The sequence below is a fragment of the Paraburkholderia sp. BCC1886 genome, from assembly GCF_900996245.1.
Classification (GTDB): Bacteria; Pseudomonadota; Gammaproteobacteria; order Burkholderiales; family Burkholderiaceae; genus Paraburkholderia.
Genome location: NZ_CAAJGK010000047.1, coordinates 20,579 through 44,089 on the forward strand (window position 1 = coordinate 20,579; position 23,511 = coordinate 44,089).

The window sequence follows — 23,511 nt, forward strand, 5'->3', positions numbered from 1 at the left end:
CGTTTGCAATTCAATCCGCATACGACATGAATAACGCCGTGCGAGTTTGTACTTTTCGCGCGGATACCCCTGTACTATATGGCTCAGCGAGAATCGGCCGACCTCGATAAACTACAGGACGACTGCTTTTTGCGAACAGAAGGCCATCGCGTCCCCGTCACGTAAATGCGTCTTTTACCAGCGGCCAGCCTGCCGCGCGCCTGATGCTGAGAGAGGCGGCGTGACGAACCACGTAAAAAAAGATGAACAACTTTAATAGACCACCTGTTTCTTATCCGACAACGGTTGTGTTCGTGGATGACAGCGATAGTTATCTCGACGCATTGCGCCGTTTCTTTCCGGATATTTCCACGAATCTTTTTTTCACGCGGCCGCAAACCGCGCTGGCGTTCATTCGTCAGCACGCGCGCGAGCATTCGCTGGGCTTTTCTCCGGCGTCGGCCTGCGTCAGCGAGCCGGGCTTCGAGCGGCTCGTCGAAACCTCGCCCGAGCGGGACATGCTGGCGCGCCACTCGCGCTTCTCGGAAGTCGCCGCGGTGGTCGTCGACTACGACATGCCGGGTTTGAGCGGCGTCGAATTTCTGTCATCCATTTCGCATTTGCGTTGCGCCAAGGTGCTGCTCACCGGCGTCGCGAACGAAACCGTCGCGGTGAAGGCATTCAATGCGGGCATCGTCGATTTATATCTGCGTAAAACGGATATGGATTCGGCCAACCGGCTCGTTCATTTTCTGAAAGATGCCAAGAACAGGCATTGTTCCGAAGCCGGCTGGCTGGCGCTCGGCGAAAACGGGCTGACCTATTGCGATTCGAGAACGCAGAAGGTCATCGACGATCTGGTCGCGGCCGAAGGCATCGTCGAGTATTACTGGCGGCCTGACCAGAACGCCATTCTGATGTTCGATCGGAGCGGGCAAGCCAGCGTGTTCGTCGCGTGGGCGGAGAACGACTGGATCTCGCAAGGCGAAATCGTCGCGGACGAAAGCGGCCCCGCCGAACTGTTGCGGCAAATGGCGACGCGCGAGAGCATGCCGCTGTTCTGGCCGGACATGGCTTACCGGTCGGGCGCCACGTTCAAGACGCTCAAGCCGCGCCAGATTCCCGGCTGGAACGACGCGTTCTACGTCTGGAGCCGGATCGAACCGGCCGAGGTCGGTTCCGAAGTCACGACGTTCTCACAATGGCGTAACGACAAAAACACCTGATGCCGTCGGACATGCTGAGCCACATGTACGCGATTCCCACGGCGTTCGTGTCGGCCATGTTCGTGGTGTTCGGCCTGTATGTCGTCATCACTCAGGGCGTCACGCGGCTGTCCATGCCGTTCCTGATGATGTGCGTCACCACCTTCGCGTGGCAGGGCACGTGGACCTTGCTGTTCCAGACCGATAGTCCCCAGATCGCCGCCGTGCTGGTCAGGGTCGGCTATCTGTTCATTCTGTTTCTGCCGACTACGTTCTATCACTTCGTCACCGAAGTCTCCGCGCGGCGCCGCGAGCAACCGTATCTGCTCGCGTCGTACGGCCTGTGCGTGGTGCTTGCCGGGCTGCTCCCCGGTCACGAGGTGATTGCCGGCTACCGGCAATTTTTCTTTGGCTACTATCCTGAAGCCGGACCGCTGCATCCTCTGCACGTCGCGCAGACCGTGTTGCTGTCCGCACGCAGCGCGCAACTGCTGATCGCCGCACGCAAGGCGGCCGGCGGCGAAGCGCGCCGCCGGCTCGAACTGTGTCTGGCCAGTCTTGGCCTCTATTCGTTCGCCGCGGTCGATTACGCGGTCAACTACGGCTATCCGTTCTATCCGCCTGGTGTTCTGTTCATCGCGCTGAGTCTTGGGCTGCTGGCAATCACCATCGTGCGGTATCACCTGATTCATCCCTATGCGCTGGCGGCGACGATCGCGCACGAGATCGCCACGCCGCTCGCCACTATCGGCATGCATGCCGATGAAATCGCCAGCGTCTGGACGCATGTGTTCGACGGCTACCGGATGGCGGTCGCGCACGGTCTTTATGCCGACGGCGACCATGGCGGTCAGTCCGAACGGATCAGTCAACTGGCCGCGTCGATCCGGCGCGAGGTATCGGGCACCAGTGCGATGGTGGAGATGGCGCTGGCGTCGTTCACGCTCGATCGCATGGATCGCAGCCGTTTCGTTCCGCACGCGGTCGAGCATTGCGTGACGACCGCGCTCGAGCGCTATCCGTTTCGCAGCGACGAGCGCGCGCGCATTACGGTATTGCCGATCGACGCGACGTTGCGGTTTTCGGGCTCGGATACGTTGCTGGTGTTCGTTCTTTTCAATCTGCTGAAAAACGCATTCCACGCGATTCGCGTGAGCGGCGCGGGCGACATCACCATCAGCGCGGTGGCGGAGCAGGATTTCTGTGTGCTGCGGTTTCGCGACACCGGACCCGGTATTGCGCCCGACGTGCTGCCGCATATCTTCGATGCGTTTTTCTCGACCAAGCGCCACGGAAGCGGCGCGGGCATGGGTCTCGCGTTTTGCCGGCGCGCGACGGAGATGCTGGGCGGCACGATCGAATGTCAATCGACGCGCGGCTCGCACACCACGTTCATCGTGCGATTGCCGGCGCCGGGCACGCCGGCGGACCGCGCATTGCGCGAGCCGCCGGTGCGCGCCCGGCGCCGGCTTCAGAGTATTAGAGCCCGTTAAAGCGTGAACGACGATGCGCGAGCGTCGTCATGCGTTGGTGAGCGCGGAGACCGGCAATTCGTATTCTTTGACGCGCTCCACGATGCCGTCCGGAAAGCGCCGGATCTTGCGATCCCGTCCGGAATAGAGAATCTGCTGATAGCCGCGCGACACTTCGCGACCGTCCACGCAAAAGCGAAATAGCAGATACGCCGAGCAATGTCTGACCTGCACGGTGTTCAGGAAGCAATCCACGCGTTGAAACGGAAACGTTTCGTGGACGTATTCCTGGTGCGCGCGTTTGGTGACGAACATGCCGTCCGATCCCAGCAGATCGTTGTGGATGCATTCATGAAACCAGCGCTCTCGACAGACTCCTTGCCATTCGAAATAGCGCGAGAAATAGGTATTCATGAAAGCGTTCGAGTCTTTCAGATAAATATCGAAACTGTGCTGGAAGGTTTTCGGCGATACCGCGGGAACCGGGCTTTCCGACAGCAGTACGGATTCGCGGCTCAGCGCGTGGGGGATTGCGTCTCGCATCAACATACGATTTTCCTTTTGCAGGAACGGTTGCATGTGGCAACCACACATGCCCTCCGAAGATGGAAGGCATATTCCATTCTCTTGGGGATTAGGGCCGTGTGGCTATCGGAGTGAAAACTGCGCGTGACAAAGCGCGGCGCCGGTTGCATCGACACGATGGACGGCTGTGCTTTCGTCGGGGAGAAGTGTCGATTGCAAGGGGGATTAACTCAGTGGGTCAACCAACAGAACGCAGTGGACTACTCGCTATGCATCATGTCGATGGTCTGGCAATCCAAAGCTTTCATTTTCATTATTGTAACGATCGACGCAACAGTGAATTAGCTGATAGGGGGTTTACCCCAATCGACCAAGATTTTAGACTCTGTGCCATTCGCTGCTAACCGGTCGGTTCCCAGCGCGACACAAAACAAAATCTGAGGTTGGTATCATGAAATCGCTTATCGAAGCTGCTGTTATCGCTGCACTCATCACCGCTCCGCTCGCCGTATTTGCCCAATCGAACCAACCGTTGACCCGCGCTCAAGTGCGCGAGGAACTGGTTCAACTGGAAAAAGCCGGCTATAACCCGTCCATTCAAAACGACGTGGATTACCCTGCGAATATTCAGGCTGCTGAAGCACGCGTTGCTGCACAAAATGGCAATGCTCAAAACAGTGGTTATGGTTCGGCCACGAATGGTTCGTCGCAAGCCGGCTATCGCACTGATTCGACCGTGAGCACGTATTCGGCACCGGTTGTGAACGTAGGTCGTTAATCGAGTTGTCAACTGGTGGCGCGGTGAAGAGTTCGAGCGTCGTCGCGTTTTGCCAGTGTTGAAAAGTTGATCTGGAAGTTGGTGTTTTTCGACAGCCCTGTTTCGCTTCTGAGTGAAACGGGGCTGTTGTGTATGGGGGGGGCTTGGTGTGCGATACGAAATTTTGTGCGCGACGTGCAACTCAAATCGCAATGCTGTAGGGTCGAACGACGGAAACGCTCTGCGTGAGCCCAAGTCCCAATAGAGCGGTCAGGTACTCGTCAATGGATTTGGGCGGATTTTTTAAAGACTGCCGATGTGCGGCCATCGCTTCCAGAACCTTGGCCTGATTAAGATCGAACAGGTCGGCAATGAAGTCGTCGGGATGCTGTGCTGCTACGTTGTAGTTTCTCAACGCATCGGGCGGGAAGTCTTTCTGGTTGAATGTAACGATAAGCTCCGCGCGGCATTGCACGGCAGCCGCGACCACGTGTGCATCGTTGGGGTCGGGTAGCGCGATAGCGGGGATCAGGTGTTCGTAGTCCTCGACCAATGCATCGCGAACATGCGCATCCATGAGATCGCGGACGCGATAAATTCTGGAGGGGGCGAGATCCGGTCGTTTGGCGATCAGATTGCAAGTCCATTCATCGTGAATGCGTCTGGTCCAGCGAGCCCTGAAAAGATCAGTGAGCGCCAGGCGCATCAACAGGTCGCGCAACGTCTGGGAATACAGCACACAAGCGTCATAGACTACGGTGAAATGAGACGACATCTATTATTCCAATCCCATTTCCTGTGACAGTGCTGCGAGTTCGTCCAAAGCTTTACGGCGCTCCGTATCGATTCGATCCTTGTACGCGATCACATCTTCGTAGCGCACGCGCCGATGGGTGTTGACCTTTCTGAACGGAATCGCTTTTTTCTCAAGCAATTTGACGAAGTGAGGCCGCGAAACGTTGAGCAGGTCTGCCGCCTCCTGCGTAGTCAATTCGGCGTGAATGGGAATGATCGATACGGCATTGCCCTGACCGATTTCCGCCAGCACATCCACGATTAGCCGTACGACGGAAGTGGGCAATTCCACGCTACGCGTTTTACCCTTGTCGTCCTTGAAATCGAATTGCTGCGTTTGTGCGCGACTCGACAACACCACGGAAAGATTGCGGCTCGAGGTGCGGGCAAGTTCGGCTTCCTGTTCGGAAGGTAACTGCGTGGCATGGAGAGAGGCGTTCATGGCGTTCCTTGACAATCGCGCCATTCTAAATCGAAATATTCGAAATCGCAATAAACGAAACGAACACCCTATACCGTCTCCCCCCCTCAAATCCTGATCAACACCGCCCCCAGCGTCACCAGCGCGCACGCCACGATGCGCCGCGGCGTCAACTTCTCCCCCATGAACAGCCAGCCGATCAGCACCGCGAAAATCGAGCTGAGCTCGCGCAGCGCCGACACCATCGCGATAGGCAAGTAGCGGTAAGCCTCGATGATCAGGCAATAAGCCGTCAACGCGATCGCCCCCGACGCGATGCCCTTCAGCACCACCGCGCGCCCGATGAACAGCCCACGGGCGCCGCCGCGCCAATGCCACGCAAGCAGAAACTGTGGAATGTTCCAGATCAGATAAACCCACATGATGTAGCTCAGACCGTTGCCCGCCACGCGTGCGCCGATCCCGTCGACCACCGAATACGTCGAGATAAAAAAGCCGGTCAACAGCGCGAACGGCACGCTCTCGCCTGAAAAACGCAGGCCGCGTCGAAATGCCAGCGAGACGATGCCGAGCGACACCAGCGCCACGCCCACGGCCGCTAGCGGCTTGAGCGATTCATGCGCGAACACCAGCGCGCCGACGAACACGAGCATCGGCGACAGTCCGCGCGCAATCGGATAGATCTGGCCGAAGTCGCCGCTCTTATACGCGCGAATCAGCGCGAGCAGATAACCGAACTCGAGCACCACCGACGCGAAGATATAAGGCCAGGCGCCCGGCGCGGGCAGCGGCAGCACGATCACGCCGACTGCGCTCACGGCGATATACGGAATCGCCATCATCCCCAGCAGCCAGACGCGATCTTCGGATAGATGCAGAAACGCGTTCCACGTCGCGTGTAGCAGTGCCGAGAGCAGCACCAGCAGGAGCACAAAGGTTGCCATCGAAGATCGCGCAGTAGGGAGGAAGGCCGCGCGCGCGGCCTCAAGCGCGTGATTATTCCAGTAGAACGCTGGAATCGACGGATTGCACGACTAAACCAAAGGGGCTTTATGTGGAAAAAAGAGGACATTTGTGGCGGACGACCCGCGTTGCGTCCGCCGCGCTCAAGTGACCCGCTCTCTTAGCCAGGCCGACCCCAGGTCGATGGCGGTTACCACGACGATCACCATGATCATGATCGCTGCCGTCTGCGCATAATCGAACGAGCGGATCGCCTCGTACAGCACCACGCCGATGCCGCCCGCGCCGACCATGCCGACCACCATCGCCGATCGCACGTTCGATTCGAAGCGATACAACGCATACGAGATCCACAAGGGCAACACCTGCGGCAACACCGCGTAGACGATCTCGTCGAGACCGGTCGCGCCGGTGGCTCGCACGCCTTCAGCCGGGCGTGGATCGATCGCCTCGACCGCTTCCGCAAACAGCTTGGCGAGCACGCCGGTGGTATGCACCCACAGCGCGAGCACACCGGCAAACGGCCCGAGTCCGACCGCGACGATGAACAGCATCGCAAAGACCATCTCGTTGATCGCGCGGCACGCGTCCATCATCCGGCGCATCGGCTGGACGATCCACACGGGCGCCATGTTGTGCGCGGACATCAGCCCGCACGGCACGGCGCATACCAGCGACAGCGCCGTCCCCCAAACCGCGACGGCCAGCGTCACCACCATTTCGTGCAGGTACGTGCGCCACTCGGTGAAGTTCGGCGGGAAAAAGTCCCGCGCGAACTGGCCCATGTTGCCGGCGTCGCTCAGCAGGTCGAGCGGCCGCATGTCGGCGCTATGCCACGTGCCGCCGAGCACCGCGATCAGCGCGATCCAGCCGAGCAGCGACCACCAGCTACGCTTGCCGGCGCGCGGCAACGCGGGCGCACTGCCACGCATTTTGTCGCGCGCTTTTGCGGCGAGTGCAGACGGGAGGAGAGGGTCGGCCGCCTTCATTGCTTGGCAACGGTCGTGTCGAGCGCGGCGAGCTTCGCATCGAGCGCAGCCAGTTGCGTCTTGCGTTCGTCATCGGACAGATGGGTGTCGGTCGCGACCTTCTGCTTCTGCTGAAACAGGACGACCTTGCGGATGGGCAGCAACTGCGCATCCGACGAGCCGGCGAAGCCGCTATATCCGGTAATGCCCGCCATCACGGCCTTTTCGTGCGGATCGGTCCTCGCGTAGTTCAGGAAGAATTTGCGCAGCTTGTCCTTGGTCGCCTGCGGCAGATCCTTGCGCCAGACCAGCGGGTCGGACGGAATCACCGGCGAAGTCCACAACACGCGCACTTGCGCGAACCGGTCGGGATGTTGCTTCTGCAACGTGTTGACGAGGTCGGTGTTGTTCGTCGCGATGTCGATCTTGTTGTTCACCACGGCCAGCAGATTCGCTTCGTGGCTCGACGGCAGCACCGCCTTGAACGACGTGTTGACCGGCGCGCCGTGCTGCGCGAACAGGTAGTAAGCGGGAATCAGCGTTCCCGACGTGGAGTTCGGATCGCCGAAACCGAGCGTGACGTCGTGCGTATTCCTGAACACGTCGTCGAGCGTCTTGAAGCGGCTGTTCACGTTCGTAATCAAAAGCGAATGGTAACCTGCTTCGCCGTTCGCATACAGAAGCTTCGCGAACACTTCGCCTTGCGCGCGATCCACCGCCTCGATTGCCGAGGCATTGCCGAAATAGCCGACCTGCACTTTGTTGAAGCGCATGCCTTCGATGATGCCCGCATAGTCGGTCGCGAAGAACGCCTTGATGTTCAGGCCGGTCTGCTTGTCCATGTCCTGGATTAGCGGGTCCCAGCGTTGTTTGAGCACCGAGGACGAATCGGTCGAGATGATGCCCAGGTTGATGTCTTCGGCGTGTGCGGCAGCGTGGCCGGCGAGGGCGGCGGCCGCGACGGTCAGCGAGATGAGTGAGCGCAGGAATGTCATCGATGAAAATCCGGTTGGTTCGGGCGGTTTGGAAGTGCGCTTAGTTGGTGTGCGCGGGTTTCAACGCGAAGGCGTAGAGAGACGACGCCGACGACGCATTTCCTGGCTGTATTGCTACGCTTTTGTCGTCGTCAGGCTGCGTGGCATCGGGCGCGTCGGCTTCGTTTTCATCGAGCCATTCGCGGGCGTCGTCGCCATAAAGCTGTTTGAGCAAAGCCGGTGTGAGAGCGGTGGACGGCCCGTCGAAGACGACCTTGCCGCGACGCAGCGCAATGGTGCGCGGGCAATATTCCATCGCGATTTCCACCTGATGCAGCGATACCAGCACGGTCAGTTCGTGCTCGCGATTCAGCTTGCGCAGCATGTCCATCACACGGCGCGACGATTCGGGATCGAGCGAGGCGATCGGTTCGTCGGCAAGGACGATACGGGCGCGCTGCACCAGCGCTCGCGCCAATGCCGCACGTTGCTGCTGGCCGCCGGACAGATTGGCGGCGCGTTCGTGCGCATGTTCGCCGATACCGACCTCGGTGAGCGCTGCCATCGACAACGCCCGCTCTTCGCCCGGAAAGCGGCCGGTCAGACGACGCCACCAGGACAGACGCGACAGCGCGCCGATCAGCACATTGGTTTCGACCGACAGCCGGTTCACCAGATTGAACTGCTGGAACACGAAGCCGATATCGCGTCGAATGCTGCGTACCTCGCGCACGATGCGACCGTTCTGCTGAATCGGCCGGCCGAGAATTTCGATTCGCGACGGCTGCGCGTCGGCGGCCGTGAAGCCGGCAATGTGGCGCAGCAGCGTCGATTTTCCCGAGCCCGACGCGCCGATCAGCGCGACCATCTCACCGGGTTCGACACGCAGATCGATGTCTTCCAGCACGCGTCGGCCGTTGCCGAACGTCTTGCTCAGGCGTTCGATACGAATCGCTTCGCGGATTGCTTCCATAAGACTCCCTTCATGTCTCCGGCCGATGCCGGCATGTATGGGACTGATTCTAGGAAGCCTCTGTGACGGTTGAGTGAAGGCGTCGCAACGTCTAGACGACTATATGAATCAATGTCAGTTTTGCGTCGGAGAGAAGTCAGAACGGTGTCAGATGTTTTATCGAAAAGTGACACCTGTATGACAGTTTCTGCATGAAGACCGCCGTATCCGCATGAGTGCGAGTACCCAGGCTATATTGCGTGATTCGCGATGCCGCCCCCCAATCCCGCCCACTTCTTGCGATCCTTTCAGAAGCCGTCATGCAGCCCTTGAGTTTCCTTCCCGATAGTTTTGCGGAGTATGAAGACCTCAAGGCGGTCCTCGAGCAGGGCAGCGCCAACTTCGAGATTCGCTCCGTGTGCGAGACGACGGTACGCGGCCGAAGCTTTTCGGTGTTCACCGCGAGCATTGGTTCGACCGATCCGCGTGCGCCTGCAATTGGATTCTTCGGCGGCATTCACGGGCTCGAACGAATCGGCTCGCAACTCGTGCTCGACTATATGCGCGCGCTGCTCGCACGCCTCGAATGGGACGAACTGTTAGTCCGGCAGTTGCAGTCGATCCGCCTGATCTTCATGCCCATCGTGAATCCGGGCGGCATGTGGGCAGCAACGCGTGCGAACCCTAACGGTGTCGACCTGATGCGCAATGCGCCGCAGAATGCCGACGAGCGCGTGCCGCCGCTGGCCGGCGGTCAGCGTCTGGGTGCGTGGCTGCCCTGGTATCGCGGGAAAGAGGGCGAGCCGATGGAAGAGGAAGCCCTCGCATTGCTGCGCGTGGTGGAAACCGAACTGGCGACGCGCCCGCTCTCCATCGCACTCGATTGCCACTCGGGTTATGGGTGGAGCGACAGCATCTGGTTTCCGTACGCGCGCACGCGCGAGCGCATGCCGCATCTGCCGGAAATGTATGCGCTGAAGACGATGTTCGAACGCGCGCATCCGCATCATGGCTACGCGTTCGAACCGCAGAGTCATCAGTATCTGCTGCATGGAGATCTGTGGGACTTCGCATACGACAGAACGCCCGCGCCCAATGTATTTTTGCCGATGACGCTCGAACTCGGCTCATGGTTGTGGATCAAGAAAAATCCGCGGCAACTGTTTTCGCGGCAGGGCATGTTCAATCCGGTCATGGCGCATCGCACCGCGCGGGTGCTCCGGCGTCACGCGAATCTGCTCGATTTTCTGGCGCGCGCGGCGTTTTCCTCGCAGCGCTGGTTGCCGCAAGGCCAGCGTCGCGAGCAGATGCTGCAAAGCGCGATCGACCAGTGGTATGGAACTGAACGCGTATGAGCACATGGATCCTGCTGCGCGGATTGACGCGCGAAACGCGCCATTGGGGTGCGTTGCCCGATACGCTGCAGCGCACGCTGGGCAGTACCGCGCCGCTATTGCTGGATCTGCCGGGCAATGGCGAGTTCTCGCACCTGGCCGCGCCGTCGTCGGTAGGCGCAATGGTGGAGTTCGTGAGAAACGCGGCGGCCGCGCGGGGCGCCGTCGCGCCGTTTCGTGTGCTCGCCATGTCGCTCGGCGGGATGGTGGCGACCGAGTGGGCGCAGCGGTATCCCGGCGAGATCGAGCGGCTCGTGCTGGTGAATACGAGCATGCGCCCGTTCAGCCGGATGACGGAGCGCCTGCGTCCGCGAGCGTGGCCTCGCCTGCTTGCGGTGGCCGTGCATTGGCGCGATGCGCTGCGCGTCGAACGGGGCATCCATCGGCTGACCTGCAAGCGTGTAACGACGTTGAGCGCGGACCTCGAAGCGTGGTGCGGTATCCGCCATAACGCGCCGGTCAGCCGCGCCAATGCGCTGTGGCAGTTATGGGCGGCGGCGCGCTTCACCGCCGCTCCGACGCGCCCGGCATGTGCATTGCTGATCCTTTCTTCCAGCGGCGATGGTCTGGTCGACCCGGTCTGTTCGGTGAAACTCGCGGCCGCCTGGCGTGCCGCTCATTGCGTGCATCCTTGGGCGGGGCACGACCTGCCGCACGACGATCCCGGCTGGATGAGCGGGCGGATCAGCGAGTGGCTCGCCCATTCGTAACGCTGCATGTCGATGCAGTCGGCTGCAGTCGGATGCAATCGGCCGAGATCGCGCCCCAAGTTGGACGCTGGGCGCCCGCATGGCCATAATACGGAGCTTCGCCAGTCGAAAGCTCACTGAAATCTAACGGACGCCCTCAGGACGATGAAAGAAGAATCGCCGAAAGCCATCATTTATGCGCTCGCCGCCAATCTCGGCATCGCCATCTGCAAATTCGCCGCAGCTGCGTTCACGGGTTCCGGCTCCATGTTCGCCGAGGCCATTCACTCATCCGCCGATTGCGGTAATCAACTTCTGCTGCTGTTCGGCTTGCGCGAAGCGCGCAAACCCGTCACGCCATTGCACCCGATGGGCGGTGGCCGCGAAATCAATTTTTATTCGCTGCTAGTAGCCTTGCTGCTGTTTTTTGTCGGCGGCGCGTTTTCGGTTTATGAAGGCGTGCACCGGTTGTTCGCGCGCGAGCCTTTGCAGTACGCGTATGTCGCGCTCGCCGTGCTGGGTGTGTCGGTGGTGCTCGAAGCCTTTTCGTTGTGGGGCGCCGTCAAGGAGATTCGCAAGACGCATCCCGACAAAAGCATGTGGCGCTGGTTTCGCGAGACGCGCGAATCGGATCTGCTGGTGGTGGCCGGCGAGGACATTGCCGCGCTGGCCGGTCTCGCGATCGCCTTCGTCGCGGTGTTGCTGACGCTGGTGACGGGTAACCCGGTGTTCGACGCGTTGGGTTCGATTGCCGTCGGCGTGTTGCTGATGGCAATTGCCTGGTTCGTCGCTCGCGAGGTGAAGTCGATGCTGGTCGGTGAATCGGCGAGTCCCGAAGTGCGCCGCGCAATCGAAAAGCATTTGCTCGCGCGGCCGGAGATTCGCAGCATCGTCAATCTGATTACGCTGCAGTGGGGTCGCGAAGTCGTGGTGGCGGTGCAAGCCGAAATGATCGACTATCCCAGCGGCCGCGCAATGGTCGATGCCATCAACGTCGTCGAAGCGGATTTGCAGGCGACGTTCCCGCAAGTCCGCTGGGTGTTTTTCGAACCCGAAGTGCCGCGCGATCAGCGGCCGGTGTAGAAGAACGTCTTATTTGAAACCCGTCACCGCGTGCGGCACGTAGAGTTCTTCGAGCCGATGGATTTCTTCGTCGCTGAGCTTGAGTGAAAGCGCGGCGACGGCGCCGTCCAGATGGTGCAGTTTGGTTGCGCCCACAATCGGTGCGCTGATCGGCTTTTTCTGCAGCACCCACGCGAGCGCCACCTGGGCACGCGGCACGCCGCGTTCTTTGGCGATCTCGCTCACGCGCTCGACGATGCGGCGGTCCGCGTCTTCCGTATGTGCGTAGAGCGTGCGGCCGAATTCGTCGGTTTCGGAGCGCGCGCTTTCGGTGTTCCAGTCGCGGGTCAGACGTCCACGCGCCAGCGGGCTCCACGGAATCACGCCAATGCCTTCGCTTTCGCACAGCGGCAGCATCTCGCGCTCTTCTTCGCGATAGAGCAGGTTCACATAGTTCTGCATGGTGACGAAGCGCGTCCAGCCGTGGCTATCGGCGACGTGTAAGGCTTTCGAGAACTGCCACGCGTACATCGACGAGGCGCCGATATAGCGCGCCTTGCCGGCCTTGACCACATCGTGCAGCGCTTCCATCGTTTCTTCGATGGGCGTCTCGTAGTCCCAGCGGTGGATCTGATACAGGTCGACATAATCGGTGCCGAGGCGGCGCAGGCTGTTATCGATTTCCGACAGGATGGCCTTGCGCGACAGGCCGGCGCCGTTCGGCCCTTGATGCATGCGGCCGTGCACCTTGGTAGCCAGCACGATCTCGTCGCGTTTGGCAAAGTCCTTGAGCGCCCGACCGACGATTTCTTCGCTGGTGCCGTCCGAATACACGTTTGCGGTGTCGAAGAAGTTGATGCCGTGGTCGAGCGCCTGTTTGATGAACGGCCGCGAGGTTTCTTCATCGAGCGACCACGGATGGTTGCCCCGCTCGGACACACCATAGCTCATGCAACCGACGCAGAGGCGGGAGACGTCGAGGCCGGTCCGGCCGAGTTTGATGTAGTCCATTTGAAGGCTTCCTTAAGTGGGTATGCCGGGGGGCGAGCGTTCGATTATAAGGAAGTGTCGCCCGCACTGCTGCCGCCACGAAACGGCACCCACACCGCCACATCGCTATCCCAGTGATCGAGTTCGGAAGGGCTCACGTTATTCTCCTTGTCCAATGGGATTTACTGGCCTTCGGCCACTCGGGTCACACCGCCGTCGCCTTCCTGCAGAGCGAGACGTGCCGCTTGAGTTTGTCCGATCAGGCCTTTGTCCGGATAGCTCGTCCGGTTGAGTGCAGGCAGCGAACCGTCGCGATAAGCTTCGACGAGTTCGGCTTTGACTTCGGCGCGGGTCTTTCCGGTCGTCGCCGTTGCAGTGGTTCCGGTTTGCGGTTGCGTCTGGTAATTCCCTGCGCGACCGATACCGCCACCGCTACCTTGTGCAAAAGCAGTACCGCTCACCAGCAACGAAACAGCGAGACCAGCCAAAAGATTGCGTTTCATGATTCACTCCTGTCGACTCATTGGCAGCGCATGGAGCGCCGCGACAGGGTGAAATGTAGGGCTTCGAGGTCACGCGGATAAATCGCGCTTTAGCGAAATGAATTGTCGCGATTCCAGAACAATCGTTGTCAAAGCGGTGCTGAAAAAGAAACCGCGGCATTAGCGCCGCGGTTGGAATTCACTGTTTCAATACGAGTACTTCAAAGCGTTGGAATTGAACGCGCGTTACGCCACCCATTCCGTGATAACTGGCGTATCCAGCATTGGAGCAGACTCGCGCTCTTCAAAAGTGCGCTTCGTGCAGGTCGCATCCAGACTGCCGCGACCGCTCAACAACGGGCACTTGTCGAACAGTTCGGCAATCCAGTCGACGAAAACGCGCACCTTCGGCGAGAGGTGCCGGCTGTGCGGATAAACGGCGGAGATCGGCATGGGCAAAGGCTTCAACTCTGGCAGGACTTCAACAAGTTGTCCCGAACGCAGATGCGGCAGCACCATGAACAGCGCCGGCTGGATCAGTCCGAAACCTTCCACGCCGCAGGTCACATAGGCGTCGGCGTCGTTCACCGACACGATGCCCTTCATCTTCACTTCCACTTCCTCGCCGTTCACCTTGAACGCCCAATCGAGCGTGCGTCCCGTGCGGCTCGAGAAATAATTGACTGCTTTGTGATTCTCCAGATCGTCCAGCGAAGTCGGGATGCCCGCCTGTTCGAGATAACTCGGCGCCGCGCACGTGATGCCCTCGAAGAGGCCGATACGCCGCGCCACCAGCGACGAATCCTGCAGTGCGCCCACGCGCACCACGCAGTCCACGCCTTCCTGCAGCAGATCCACCGGCCGGTCCGAGAGTCCCAGTTGCAGATCGATGTCCGGATAACGCGTGTGGAAATCGCAGAGTGCCGGGATCACCACCAGACGGCCGATGGAGCCCGGCATGTCGATGCGCAGCTTGCCATGCGGCTTCTTGTTGCCGCTCTGGAAACTGGCTTCGGTTTCCTCGACGTCGGCCAGGATGCGCACGCAACGTTCGTAGTAAGCGGCGCCGTCCGGCGTCAGCGACAGACGCCGCGTGGTTCGGTGCATCAGACGCGTGCCGAGAAACGCTTCGAGGTTCTGAATGATCGTGGTGACCGATGCGCGCGGCAGGTCGAGCGTTTCCGCCGCACGGGTAAAGCTGTTGGTGTCGACGACACGCGTGAACACTTGCATGGCCTGAAGCCGGTCCATTGCAAACCTCCGGAATAGCGGGCGCACTGAGGAATAAAACGGATTCGTCGCGAATCCGCGAACCAATCGAATTCGATTGTTCAGAGGCGCCGAATTGTGTTGCCGGATTATAGGCATTTATTTGCGACTCTGCCGACGCCACAATTCGCAGCATTGAAGTTCTATGCGCATTGCGCGGCTCGACATGGAAGCAACCAAACCCCCGTACTCCTTCGTGCCGACCGGCAACGCTCCGGCACAGGCCGGGCACGCAGCGCTCGACATCACCGACGTGGAAATAGAAGGGCACGCGCAAGACATCAGGTTGCGCCTGTATCGGCAGCACGAAAAGACCGCATTACCGGTACTGCTTTATTTTCACGGCGGTGGATTTACGAAGGGCTCGATCGATCAGGCCGACTACGCAGCGAGTTATTTCGCAGAACACTTACCCGCGCTCGTGGTGTCGGTCGGCTATTCGCTGGCGCCACAATTCCCGTTTCCCGCCGCGCCGGAAGACGCGCATCGCGCGGCGCTCTGGGTGCAGACGCGAGCGCGGGCATTTGGCGGGAATAGCAAGAAAGTTGGCGTAGCGGGTCACGATGCGGGCGGCCAGTTGGCGAACTGTCTCGCCTTCATCGCACGGGATCGTGGCGATGTGCGCATTGCCGCGCAAGCGCTGTTCGCGCCGATGCTCGACCCGAGTCTCACGCGACTGGGCGACGAAGAGCGTCTCGGTTCGGACATCACGGCTAAAGAATGCGCGGCGTGTTATCGCGCGTATCTGCCGCAAGCCTCGCAGCGCATGCACCCGTATGCAGCGCCGCTCGAATCGTCGCGACTGGCGGGCCTTCCGTCGACGCTGATCGTGACGGCGCAGAACGACGTATTGCACGTGGAGGCGGAGAAATACGCAAGCAGGCTGATCGATGCCGGTGTGCTGACCCAGGTGGTCCGCTATCCGAGCGTATCGCACGCCGCGTTGGCGGATCACCCGCCCGCCTTGCACGAAGCCCTGCGCTTTTTTCAGTGCCGCTTCGACACACGTACCGAACGCTAGATAACCAAAAAACAATTCAATCAACGATACCGGGAGCTTCTCATGACTATCCTTCCTCTTTCCCGTCGCCGCGTGGCGATGGCCGTACTCGCCGTCGTCGTGGTGGCCGGGCTGGGCACGTTCGGCGCGATTCGCGTCGACGCCAGCTCGCCCGCCGCGCCCACCATCGTGCCGGAAGTCGACGTGGCCACGGTGGTGCAAAAGACCATCACCGACTGGCAGAGCTATTCCGGCCGTCTCGAAGCGGTCGAAAAAGTGGACGTGCGTTCGCAGGTGCCGGGCACCATCGTTTCTGTCAATTTCAAGGACGGTGCGCTGGTCAAGAAAGGCGACACGCTATTCGTGATCGATCCGCGTCCGTACGCAGCCGAGGTGGATCGCGCCGAAGCGCAACTCGCGGCCGCTCAGGCGCGCACCGGTTATACGCAGAGCGACTGGGAACGCGCGCAACGCCTGATTGCCGACAACGCGATTGCGAAGCGCGATTACGACGAGAAGCAGAACGCGGCGCGTGAAGCGAGCGCGAATCAGAAAGCGGCGCAAGCCGCCGTCGAAACCGCGCGCATCAATCTGGGCTACACGAAGATCGTCGCGCCGGTGTCGGGCCGCGTGTCGCGTGCGGAGATCACCGTGGGCAACGTGGTGTCCGCAGGCGCAAGCTCGACGCCGCTGACCACGCTCGTGTCGGTCTCGCCGATCTACGCATCGTTCGACGCCGATGAACAGACCTACCTGCAATACCTGAGCCGCGCGACCGAAGGCGGCAAGGTGCCGGTCGAACTCGGTCTCGCCGATGAATCGGGCTATTCGCGCACCGGCACGATCGAGTCGGTCGACAACCGGCTCGATACGTCGTCGGGCACGATCCGCGTGCGGGCGCGTTTCGACAATCAGGACGGGGCGCTGATTCCGGGTCTGTATGCGCGTGTGAAAGTGGGCGGCAGTGCGCCGCATCCGGCACTGCTGATCGACGATGCAGCGGTCGGCACCGATCAGGACAAGAAGTTCGTGCTGGTGGTCGACGCGAGCAATCACGTCGTCTATCGCGAGATCGCGGTGGGCAACATGCAGGGCAACCTGCGGGTCGTGAAGAGCGGCTTGCAGCCGACCGACCGCATCGTCGTGAACGGCGTGCAGCGCGTCCGGCCGGGTGATGCGGTGCGTGCGCACATGGTGTCCATGACCGCCGACCAGGATCCGAACAGCACGCCGATCGCGCAAACGCGTACCAAAGCAGCGGACAAGAATTCGTGAGCCTGATGCGCGGCGTCGACGGTTTGCAGGGCATGGCCCTGCGTCGCACGCGCATGCTCCAACGTTGAGAGCTTCCCATGAACATATCCAAATTCTTTATCGATCGGCCGATCTTTGCCGGCGTGCTATCGGTGCTGATTCTGCTGGCGGGCATTATTTCGCTCTTCAAGCTGCCGATCTCGGAGTACCCGGAAGTGGTGCCGCCTTCGGTGGTGGTGCACGCGCAGTATCCCGGCGCGAATCCGAAAGTGATTGCCGAGGCAGTCGCCGCGCCGCTCGAAGAGCAGATCAACGGCGTCGAGAACATGCTGTACATGCAGTCGCAAGCGAATAGCGACGGCAATCTCACGTTGACCGTCACCTTCAAGCTCGGCACCAACCCGGACCTCGCGACGCAACTGGTGCAGAACCGCGTGAACCAGGCGCTGCCGCGCCTGCCGGAAGATGTGCAGCGTCTCGGCATCACGACTATCAAGAGTTCGCCGACGCTGACGATGGTGGTCCATCTGATCTCGCCGAACAATCGCTACGACATGACGTATCTGCGCAATTACGCGCTGCTCAACGTGAAGGATCGCCTCGCGCGCATTCAGGGCGTGGGCGAAGTGCAATTGTGGGGCTCGGGCGATTACGCGATGCGCGTGTGGCTCGATCCGGCAAAAGTCGCCCAGCGTGGTTTGACGGCGACCGAAGTGGTGAATGCGATTCGCGAGCAGAACGTGCAGGTGGCGGCCGGTGTGATCGGTGCATCGCCGTCGGTGCCGGGCACGCAATTGCAGTTGTCGGTGAATGCGCGCGGCCGCTTGCGGACCGAAGGTGAATTCGGCGACATCGTCGTCAAGACGGCGCCCGATGGCGCGGTCACGTATCTGCGCGATATCTCCAGGATCGAACTCGCCGCGTCGGAATACGGTTTGCGTTCGCTGCTCGACAACAAGCCCGCGGTGGCGCTCGCCATCAACCAGGCGCCGGGTGCGAACTCGCTGGCGATTTCCGATCAGGTTCGTTCGGCCATGAAGGAACTGTCGGAAGACATGCCCGCCGGCGTCGAATACAAGATCGTGTACGACCCGACGCAGTTCGTCCGCTCGAGTATCGAGGCGGTGATTCACACGCTGCTCGAAGCGATCGCGCTGGTGGTGATCGTGGTGATCGTGTTCCTGCAGACGTGGCGCGCGTCGATCATTCCGCTCATTGCCGTGCCGGTGTCGATTGTCGGAACGTTCTCGCTGTTGCTCGCGTTCGGCTTCTCGATCAACGCGTTGTCGCTGTTCGGGATGGTGCTCGCCATCGGGATCGTGGTGGACGATGCGATCGTGGTGGTGGAGAACGTCGAGCGCAATATCGAAAGCGGACTGAGTGCGCGAGACGCGACCTATAAGGCGATGCAGGAAGTGAGCGGGCCGATTATCGCCATTGCGCTGACGCTCGTGGCCGTGTTCGTGCCGCTCGCGTTCATGACGGGTTTGACGGGCCAGTTCTACAAACAGTTCGCGATGACCATCGCGATCTCGACGGTAATCTCCGCGTTCAATTCGCTGACCTTGTCGCCGGCTTTGTCCGCGTTGCTGCTGCGCGGTCACGGTGCGAAGGAAGACTTCGTCACGCGCGGCATGAATCGCGTGCTCGGCGGCTTTTTTAGAGGCTTCAACAAGGTATTTCACCGCGGCTCGACGGCGTACGGTCAGGGCGTCACGGGTGTGCTGCGTCGTAAGGGCGCGATGCTCGCGGTCTACGCGATCCTGCTCGGCGCAACCGTGCTGATTTCGCGCGTGGTGCCGGGCGGCTTCGTGCCGGCGCAGGACAAGGAATATCTGATCGCCTTCGCGCAGTTGCCGAACGGCGCGTCGCTGGATCGCACGGAAAAGGTGATTCGCGATATGAGCGCGATCGCTCTCAAGCAACCGGGCGTGGAGAGCGCGGTGGCGTTCCCCGGCTTGTCGGTGAACGGCTTCACGAATAGTTCGAGCGCGGGCGTGTTGTTCGTCACGCTCAAGCCGTTCAAGGAACGTCACGGCAAGACACTCTCGGCCGGCGCGATCGCCGGTGCGTTGAACCAGCAGTACGGTGCGATCAAGGATTCGTTCGTCGCGGTGTTTCCGCCGCCGCCGGTGCTCGGTCTCGGCACGCTCGGCGGCTTCAAGATGCAACTGGAAGACCACGGTGCGGTCGGTTACGCGGAACTGAACAAGGCGGCGGAAGCGTTCGTCAAACGGGCCGCGCAAACGCCGGAACTCGGGCCGACCTTCTCCAGCTATCAGATCAACGTGCCGCAACTGAATGTCGACCTCGACCGCGTCAAGGCCAAGCAACTCGGCGTGCCGGTGACGGACGTGTTCAACACGATGCAGATCTATCTGGGCTCGCTGTACGTGAACGACTTCAACCGCTTCGGCCGCGTGTATCAGGTGCGGGTGCAGGCGGACGCACCGTTCCGTCAACGCGCCGACGACATCCTGCAACTGAAGACGCGTAACGCGGCGGGCGATATGGTGCCGTTGTCTTCGCTGGTGACGGTGACGCCGACCTACGGTCCGGAAATGGTGGTGCGCTACAACGGCTACACCGCGGCCGACATCAACGGTGGTCCGGCGCCGGGCTTCTCGTCGGGGCAGGCCCAGGCGGCGGCGGAACGCGTGGCGGCGGAAGTGTTGCCGCACGGCGTGAAGCTGGAGTGGACCGACCTGACGTATCAGCAGATTCTGGCCGGCAATGCAGGCATGTGGGTGTTTCCGATCAGCGTGCTGCTGGTGTTCCTGGTGCTGGCGGCCTTGTACGAGAGTCTGACGCTGCCGCTCGCGGTGATCCTGATCGTCCCGATGAGCGTGTTGTCCGCGCTGACCGGCGTGTGGCTCACCGGCGGCGACAACAACATCTTCACGCGGATCGGTCTGATGGTGCTGGTGGGGCTGTCGGCGAAGAACGCGATCCTGATCGTCGAATTCGCCCGCGAACTGGAGCATGACGGACGCACGCCGCTGGCGGCGGCAATCGAAGCGAGCCGCATGCGTCTGCGCCCGATCCTGATGACGTCGATCGCTTTCATCATGGGCGTGGTGCCGCTGGTGCTGTCGAGCGGCGCGGGTTCGGAAATGCGTCACGCGATGGGGATCGCGGTGTTCTTCGGCATGCTCGGCGTGACCCTGTTCGGCCTGATGCTCACGCCGGTGTTCTATGTGGTGCTGCGGACGCTGGCGGGCGGGACGATTCACGTTGCGCAGAAAGATTCGCCGCACTTCGGCGAGCCGGTAACGGACGCCTGAGGAGAAAAACAATCATGACATCCTTTGATTTTCGCTTTGAACGGATGAACGGCTGGGGCCGTGCGGCAGCGAGCGGTTTGCTGCTCGCGTTGCTCGCGGCGTGTTCAGTGGAGCCGACCTACAAGCGCCCGGACGTGGATACGCCGGTCGCGTTCAAGGAAGCGCCGGTGGGTGCGTCCGCAACGGGTTCGGCGGCAGCGGCGTCGGCGGCGTCGGCGGCGGGCCCAGCAGCACCGGCGCAGACAGTCGGCACCTGGAAGGCGGCCGAACCCGCCGACGACGCGCATCGCGGCGACTGGTGGACAGTGTTCGGCGACCCGCAGCTCAACGCGCTGGAAGAACAGGCGAGCGCCGCGAATCAGGACCTGAAAGCCGCGGCGGCGCGCGTGCAACAGGCGCGCGCGGTGACCCAGGCGGCCAAGTCCGACTGGTTCCCGAAGCTCGACGCGGGCTTTGGCCCGACTCGCGAGCGTGCGTCGGCGGCATCGCAATTCCAGCCGGATAGCGCGGGCGGCACGAACGGCACGATCTGGCGCGCGCAGGTTGGCGCGTCTTACGAGACCGATCTGTTTGGCCGCGTGGGCTCGAACGTGAACGCATCGCGGGCGGACGAGCAGCAAAGCGAAGCGCTGTTCCGCTCGGTGCAACTGTCGTTGCAGGCCGATGTCGCGCAGAACTATTTCCAGTTGCGCGAGCTCGACACCGATCAGGATCTGTATCGCCGTACCGTCGCGCTGCGTGAGAACACGCTGAAACTGGTGGAACGGCGCTTCAAGGAAGGCGATATCGGCGAACTCGACGTTTCGCGCTCACGCAACGAACTCGCGAGCGCGCGTGCCGATGCTGTCGGTGTCGCGCGGCAACGCGCGGCCTCCGAGCATAGCCTCGCGATTCTGCTCGGCAAGCCGCCGGCGGACTTCTCGTTCGCCGAGGCGCCTTTGACGCCGGTGGCGGTGCGCGTGCCGGCTGGTTTGCCGTCCGCGCTGCTGGAGCGCCGCCCGGATATTTCGGCGGCGGAGCGCGCGATGGTCGCAGCGAATGCGCGTGTGGGTCTGGCGAAGTCGGCGTTTTTTCCGAAGCTCGATATAACCGGCGCACTCGGCTATGAGTCGGCCACGCTCGGCGATCTGTTCATGTGGTCGAGCCGGGCGTTCATTCTCGGCCCGTTCGCCGGCACGGCGTTGACCTTGCCGTTGTTCGACGGCGGCCGTCGCAAGGCCAATCTCGCGCAGGCCCGCTCGAAATACGACGAGGACGTCGCGCAGTATCGGCAGCAGGTGCTGGTGGCGTTCCGTGAAGTGGAAGACAACCTGGCCGATCTGCGTCTGCTCGACGATCAGATGCGCGAGCAGAACGAAGCGGTGCAGGACTCGCAGCGCGCGGCGCATCTGTCGCGCACGCAATACACCGAGGGCGCGGTCAGTTATCTGGACGTGATCGACGGTGAGCGGCAGGTTCTTACTTCGCAGTTGCAGGCGAGCCATTTGCAGGGAACTCAGGCAGTGGCCACGGTCAATCTGATTCGCGCGTTGGGCGGCGGTTGGGGTGATGTGAACGGGGCGGATGCAACGGTGGGCTCGACGAGTCCCGCGTCGTCGCCGGCGCCGGTGCAGCAGATCGCCAGGCAGTAGTTTCTCTAAAGATCGCGTAGTGAGTAAGACGCCGGGCCGCACAGCAGTGCGGCCCGGTTTTTTTTGCCCAAGTGTTTGCCCAAGCGTTTGCCTAATCGTTTTTCCCGCTTTCCTTGCGAAAATCCCTTCGTAGACGCGGCGCGGTCCGCGTTCTATGATCGCTCGCGCCTCATTGCGTCGATGAGGCGCGAATTTTTTCACGTGGATATGGCATGAACGAACCTCGTTATCCCGCGCCGTCGCAGTCGCTCGGGAACAACACGCCGCCGGCGGTGCGCGACCTGAACGGTCTGCTCGACGCACTGCGGGCGAGCGCCGCCCAGCGCGACCGCGACGGCGGGCACGCCGCGCAGGAGAAACAATGGATCGCCGACGCGGGCCTTCTGACGCTCGCAGTACCGCGCGAATACGGCGGCCTCGGCGCGCGCTGGCCCGAGATATACGACACGATCCGCAAGATCGCGCAGGTGGACAGCGCGCTCGCGCATCTGCTCGGCTTCACTTCGTTGCAGGTAGTCAGCGTGAACGTGTGGGGCAATCCGGAGCAACGCGCCCGTTATCTCGGCGGCACGGTAGAAGGGCGCTGGTGGTGGGGCAATGCGGTCAACCCGCTCGACACGCGACTGGTTGCCAGCGCAACCGTCGACGGCGGCTATCTTCTGAATGGTGAGAAAGGTTTTTGCTCGGGCACCCGCGGCTCGACGATGATGACGGTTTCCGCGCTCGACCCGCTCACCGGCAAATCGGTCTTCGCGGCCGTGCCGACGACCCGCGAGGGCATCACCGTGCGCGAGGACTGGAATCCGATCGGTCAACGGCAAACCGATAGCGGCAGCGTTGCGTTCGCGCAGGTTCGCGTCGAGGCGGAGGAAGTGCTGCAGAAGACCGATACGCCTTTCGTCAGCCTGCGCACGCTGATCTCGCAGCAGATTCTGACCAACCTGTTCGTCGGGATCGCGCAGGGTGCGCTCGAAGAAGCGCGACACTACGTGACACGGCATGGCAAGGCCTGGATCAATTCCGGTCTGGAGAAAGCCACCGACGATCCCTATCTGATCCAGCGTTTCGGCGAGATGCGCATCCAGGCGGTGAGCGCCGAAGCGCTCGCCACGCGAGCCGCGTACGCGCTCGAAGACGCGTGGCAGCAAGGTCCGTCGCTGTCCGCCGAGACGCGTGCGCACGTGGCGCTCGCGACGTCGGAGGCGAAGATCGTCGCGCATCGGGCCGCGCTCGATGTCAGCGAGAAACTGTTCGACGCCTGCGGCGCCCGTGCCACGCACGCTCCGCTGGCGCTCGACCGCTTCTGGCGCAATGCGCGCGTGCATACACTGCACGATCCGCTCGACTATCGCTTGCGGGACGTCGGCCGCTACGCGCTAAACGGGACATTGCCCGAGGTTTCTTTGTACACTTGAGGCGGCTCGCGGCGCCCTCCTTGGGGCGCC

The 23,511-nt window shown here is 61.5% G+C and carries 21 protein-coding genes; 11 read left to right on the top strand and 10 right to left on the bottom strand.

Going from position 1 to position 23,511, the window contains the following annotated elements; all coding sequences use genetic code 11:
• The first annotated feature begins 242 nt into the window (after nucleotides 1–242).
• Nucleotides 243–1,205 (top strand): response regulator, encoded by a 963-nt coding sequence (locus tag FQ746_RS16055; protein WP_144110351.1) that lies wholly within the window; start codon nucleotides 243–245, stop codon nucleotides 1,203–1,205.
• Between the two features lie 23 nt (nucleotides 1,206–1,228).
• Nucleotides 1,229–2,677 carry a sensor histidine kinase gene (locus FQ746_RS16060; RefSeq protein WP_144110428.1) on the top strand — a complete coding sequence of 483 codons (1,449 nt, stop codon included), beginning with the start codon at nucleotides 1,229–1,231 and terminating at the stop codon, nucleotides 2,675–2,677.
• A gap of 27 nt (nucleotides 2,678–2,704) precedes the next feature.
• Here the strand turns inward: FQ746_RS16060 and FQ746_RS16065 are convergent, their stop codons facing one another.
• Nucleotides 2,705–3,205: an acyl-CoA thioesterase gene (locus FQ746_RS16065; protein ID WP_144110352.1), complete on the bottom strand. Its 501-nt coding sequence runs from the start codon at nucleotides 3,203–3,205 to the stop codon at nucleotides 2,705–2,707.
• Between the two features lie 427 nt (nucleotides 3,206–3,632).
• On the opposite strand from FQ746_RS16065, the gene FQ746_RS16070 reads away from it, so the two are divergent.
• Nucleotides 3,633–3,959 carry a DUF4148 domain-containing protein gene (locus FQ746_RS16070; protein ID WP_144110353.1) on the top strand — a complete coding sequence of 109 codons (327 nt, stop codon included), beginning with the start codon at nucleotides 3,633–3,635 and terminating at the stop codon, nucleotides 3,957–3,959.
• 181 nt (nucleotides 3,960–4,140) lie between these two features.
• Here the strand turns inward: FQ746_RS16070 and FQ746_RS16075 are convergent, their stop codons facing one another.
• From FQ746_RS16075 to phnC, 6 genes are all read right to left on the bottom strand, one after another.
• Nucleotides 4,141–4,713: a PIN domain-containing protein gene (locus FQ746_RS16075; protein ID WP_144110354.1), complete on the bottom strand. Its 573-nt coding sequence runs from the start codon at nucleotides 4,711–4,713 to the stop codon at nucleotides 4,141–4,143.
• A 3-nt stretch (nucleotides 4,714–4,716) separates the two neighbouring features.
• The gene (locus FQ746_RS16080; RefSeq protein ID WP_144110429.1) at nucleotides 4,717–5,175 is read right to left on the bottom strand and encodes an excisionase family DNA-binding protein; all 459 of its coding nucleotides are present in this window, start codon (nucleotides 5,173–5,175) and stop codon (nucleotides 4,717–4,719) included.
• An 86-nt stretch (nucleotides 5,176–5,261) separates the two neighbouring features.
• Entirely contained in the window at nucleotides 5,262–6,098 is an 837-nt protein-coding gene (locus FQ746_RS16085; protein ID WP_144110355.1) for a DMT family transporter, read from the bottom strand.
• A gap of 162 nt (nucleotides 6,099–6,260) precedes the next feature.
• Nucleotides 6,261–7,049: a phosphonate ABC transporter, permease protein PhnE gene (gene phnE, locus FQ746_RS16090; RefSeq protein WP_144110356.1), complete on the bottom strand. Its 789-nt coding sequence runs from the start codon at nucleotides 7,047–7,049 to the stop codon at nucleotides 6,261–6,263.
• Between the two features lie 53 nt (nucleotides 7,050–7,102).
• Nucleotides 7,103–8,080, bottom strand: a complete 978-nt coding sequence (phnD, locus tag FQ746_RS16095) for a phosphonate ABC transporter substrate-binding protein (protein WP_144110357.1) — start codon at nucleotides 8,078–8,080, stop codon at nucleotides 7,103–7,105.
• A 40-nt stretch (nucleotides 8,081–8,120) separates the two neighbouring features.
• Nucleotides 8,121–9,032 carry a phosphonate ABC transporter ATP-binding protein gene (gene phnC, locus FQ746_RS16100; RefSeq protein ID WP_144110358.1) on the bottom strand — a complete coding sequence of 304 codons (912 nt, stop codon included), beginning with the start codon at nucleotides 9,030–9,032 and terminating at the stop codon, nucleotides 8,121–8,123.
• A gap of 299 nt (nucleotides 9,033–9,331) precedes the next feature.
• Between phnC and FQ746_RS16105 the strand changes: the two genes are divergently transcribed.
• From FQ746_RS16105 to FQ746_RS16115, 3 genes are all read left to right on the top strand, one after another.
• The gene (locus tag FQ746_RS16105; protein ID WP_144110359.1) at nucleotides 9,332–10,366 is read left to right on the top strand and encodes a M14 family zinc carboxypeptidase; all 1,035 of its coding nucleotides are present in this window, start codon (nucleotides 9,332–9,334) and stop codon (nucleotides 10,364–10,366) included.
• Entirely contained in the window at nucleotides 10,363–11,115 is a 753-nt protein-coding gene (locus FQ746_RS16110) for an alpha/beta fold hydrolase (RefSeq protein ID WP_144110360.1), read from the top strand. The genes FQ746_RS16105 and FQ746_RS16110 overlap by 4 nt, the downstream gene beginning before the upstream one ends.
• A 144-nt stretch (nucleotides 11,116–11,259) precedes the next feature.
• On the top strand, nucleotides 11,260–12,177 hold the full coding sequence (locus FQ746_RS16115; protein ID WP_144110361.1) for a cation diffusion facilitator family transporter: 918 nt from the start codon (nucleotides 11,260–11,262) through the stop codon (nucleotides 12,175–12,177).
• A 9-nt stretch (nucleotides 12,178–12,186) separates the two neighbouring features.
• On the opposite strand, the gene FQ746_RS16120 is transcribed toward FQ746_RS16115, so the two are convergent.
• The 3 genes from FQ746_RS16120 to FQ746_RS16130 all read right to left on the bottom strand — a co-directional run bounded on the left by FQ746_RS16120 (nucleotide 12,187) and on the right by FQ746_RS16130 (nucleotide 14,879).
• Nucleotides 12,187–13,167, bottom strand: a complete 981-nt coding sequence (locus FQ746_RS16120) for an aldo/keto reductase (RefSeq protein ID WP_144110362.1) — start codon at nucleotides 13,165–13,167, stop codon at nucleotides 12,187–12,189.
• 161 nt (nucleotides 13,168–13,328) lie between these two features.
• Nucleotides 13,329–13,649 (bottom strand): DUF4148 domain-containing protein, encoded by a 321-nt coding sequence (locus tag FQ746_RS16125; protein WP_144110363.1) that lies wholly within the window; start codon nucleotides 13,647–13,649, stop codon nucleotides 13,329–13,331.
• 225 nt (nucleotides 13,650–13,874) lie between these two features.
• Complete coding sequence (locus FQ746_RS16130; RefSeq protein WP_144110364.1) at nucleotides 13,875–14,879, bottom strand: LysR family transcriptional regulator; 1,005 nt, start codon at nucleotides 14,877–14,879, stop codon at nucleotides 13,875–13,877.
• A 184-nt stretch (nucleotides 14,880–15,063) separates the two neighbouring features.
• Here FQ746_RS16130 and FQ746_RS16135 point away from each other — a divergent pair, with 184 nt between their 5' ends.
• From FQ746_RS16135 to FQ746_RS16155, 5 genes are all read left to right on the top strand, one after another.
• Nucleotides 15,064–15,918 carry an alpha/beta hydrolase gene (locus tag FQ746_RS16135; protein ID WP_144110365.1) on the top strand — a complete coding sequence of 285 codons (855 nt, stop codon included), beginning with the start codon at nucleotides 15,064–15,066 and terminating at the stop codon, nucleotides 15,916–15,918.
• A gap of 42 nt (nucleotides 15,919–15,960) precedes the next feature.
• A complete protein-coding gene (locus FQ746_RS16140) occupies nucleotides 15,961–17,172 on the top strand; it encodes an efflux RND transporter periplasmic adaptor subunit (protein WP_144110366.1) in 1,212 nt (403 codons plus the stop codon).
• A 77-nt stretch (nucleotides 17,173–17,249) separates the two neighbouring features.
• A complete protein-coding gene (locus tag FQ746_RS16145) occupies nucleotides 17,250–20,435 on the top strand; it encodes an efflux RND transporter permease subunit (protein ID WP_144110367.1) in 3,186 nt (1,061 codons plus the stop codon).
• A 14-nt stretch (nucleotides 20,436–20,449) separates the two neighbouring features.
• Nucleotides 20,450–22,066 (top strand): efflux transporter outer membrane subunit, encoded by a 1,617-nt coding sequence (locus FQ746_RS16150; protein WP_144110368.1) that lies wholly within the window; start codon nucleotides 20,450–20,452, stop codon nucleotides 22,064–22,066.
• A 212-nt stretch (nucleotides 22,067–22,278) separates the two neighbouring features.
• Complete coding sequence (locus tag FQ746_RS16155; protein ID WP_144110369.1) at nucleotides 22,279–23,481, top strand: acyl-CoA dehydrogenase family protein; 1,203 nt, start codon at nucleotides 22,279–22,281, stop codon at nucleotides 23,479–23,481.
• Nucleotides 23,482–23,511: the final 30 nt, after the last annotated feature.